This window comes from Shewanella surugensis, from assembly GCF_023284005.1.
GTDB lineage: Bacteria > Pseudomonadota > Gammaproteobacteria > Enterobacterales > Shewanellaceae > Shewanella > Shewanella surugensis.
Genome location: NZ_JAKIKS010000286.1, coordinates 1 through 1,863, shown reverse-complemented (window position 1 = coordinate 1,863; position 1,863 = coordinate 1). Strand labels below are relative to the sequence as shown.

At 39.5% G+C, this 1,863-nt stretch carries 1 protein-coding gene and 1 pseudogene; one reads left to right on the top strand and one right to left on the bottom strand.

Going from position 1 to position 1,863, the window contains the following annotated elements; all coding sequences use genetic code 11:
• Nucleotides 1–688, bottom strand: a pseudogene (locus tag L2764_RS26980) (ISAs1 family transposase); the annotation flags it as partial.
• Between the two features lie 206 nt (nucleotides 689–894).
• Between L2764_RS26980 and L2764_RS26975 the strand changes: the two are divergent.
• Nucleotides 895–1,443, top strand: a complete 549-nt coding sequence (locus L2764_RS26975; RefSeq protein WP_248943412.1) for a heme NO-binding domain-containing protein — start codon at nucleotides 895–897, stop codon at nucleotides 1,441–1,443.
• The last annotated feature ends 420 nt before the right edge of the window (nucleotides 1,444–1,863 follow it).

Below are 1,863 nucleotides of genomic sequence, written 5' to 3'. Positions count from 1 at the left end.
CATGCCCCGTTTCTATCTGTAAATTATCTTTATTTAGGGCTGTTGAGCGATGCGGACTAAAAGCTTGATTGACTGCTTTAGCTAAGTTGCCTTGATTGTTTTTTACAGCCAGTAGGTAATCACCCCCTTTGTCGATAATCGTTTTAGCAATATTAGTTTGACAGCCCATCGCATCGATTGTCACTAGTGCTCCGCGTAGCGCTAGCATTTTCAAAAGCGCTGGAATTGCCGTGATTTCATTACTTTTCTGGTCTGTTTTTAATTGCCCAAGTACCCGATTATTTGCTGAGGCATTGGCACTTATCATATGAATAGTGCTGTTTCGGTCATTACGATTATAGGAGCCGTGTAGTGTTTTCCCATCAATCGCAATCACTTCCCCGTTCGTTAGCGGATGAACCTATTGCATCCATGCTATAAAACAGGCGTTAAAACTCTCAGGATCAATCACTGAAAAGGTTCGAGCAATGGTATCGTCAGCAGGGATGCCATTGGTAAACATTTTTTGCGTTTTAAACCAATGATGATGACCAAGAATGTATTCTCGGATCTCGAACCAACCGTTCGAACCTGCAATCACTGCGTACAGAGAACCGAGCAGTATATCGAACAATGGATAGCTGACTTTTGCACTTTGGCGAGGGTCATCAATCGCGCTAAAATGCTGTTTGCATGATTCGATATACATAATCTCACACCTTTAAAAGGAGTATAAGATCACAAGCACTTGTTCCGGTCAATATTTCCTTGGAATTGCTCAAATAACGTTCACGATCTGCCCCTGTACCTAGCCCCTCTTTTGTGCCATTCATTGATATTCACTCATTAGGCGTTAATACTTGCTCATACACTTCTTTTTCTTTTGATTATGAAATAAAGGTAACAGAGGCACACATGACGGGTATTATTTTTATCGAATTCATCAATATTGTTAATATAAATTTTGGCAACGATATTTGTCATACTATGACTAAAAAAGCCAAGGACAATGCAAAGTTTATTAAAAACCGTAATTATTCTCACCATAGACTCTTAAAGCTTGTGAATGCGTTAAGCGAATTAACGCGAATATCTGTAGAGGATTTACTTGAGCTAATGGGGCGGGAAGTGTTTCTTCCTTTTCTAACCAGTTTACCGATTAAAATTGAGGATATAGATATAGATAGTACCATTGATTTTGTTATTTACTTGGAAACCTATATTCATGGTGAAGCGAAAAAGCTGTACCCTAAGGCGAAGGTGCCAACAATTGTTATTGTTTTTGTATCGTCAAATAAACTGATTATGGATTATTTTTCGCCTCGTTGCATGGGACATGTTTGTTTAGGTCTATTAAAAGGCTGTGCCAAATATTTTAATGAAGACATAGTCGTTAAAATGCTGTTAATGGATGAGTCAGGCGCCCATGTCCGTTTCACACTGACAAAAATGAAAGTGGATTAAGGTTCTCTGACTAGAATTAAAACATTTAGAACGTTGGATTTAACATCCCCCCCCCCCCGTTGTAGGCATTAGCCATAATGCACGCAAAAAATAGGCTACAAGCGACCCTAGCGGTACTTGTCCCTGATATTTTTTCGTACCGTTGGACCTCGAACCCCTTACAAGAGTAGTAATAGCTATGCCATTCTTATATTCCTTGTTTATTATAAATAAACTGTAAGGACTCATTATAGTAAAAATGATAGTGATTAATAATAGAGAATAGTTTCATCAAAAACGTCCTGTTGTCGAGTAGGCGACACCTGTTACCAAGTGCCGCCCCTCTAAGAACCGTACGTGCAACTTTCACTGCATACGGCTCAAGCCTCCACTAAGGCATCATATGACACCCAGCAACCTACAAAGCATTTAGGACAGGTT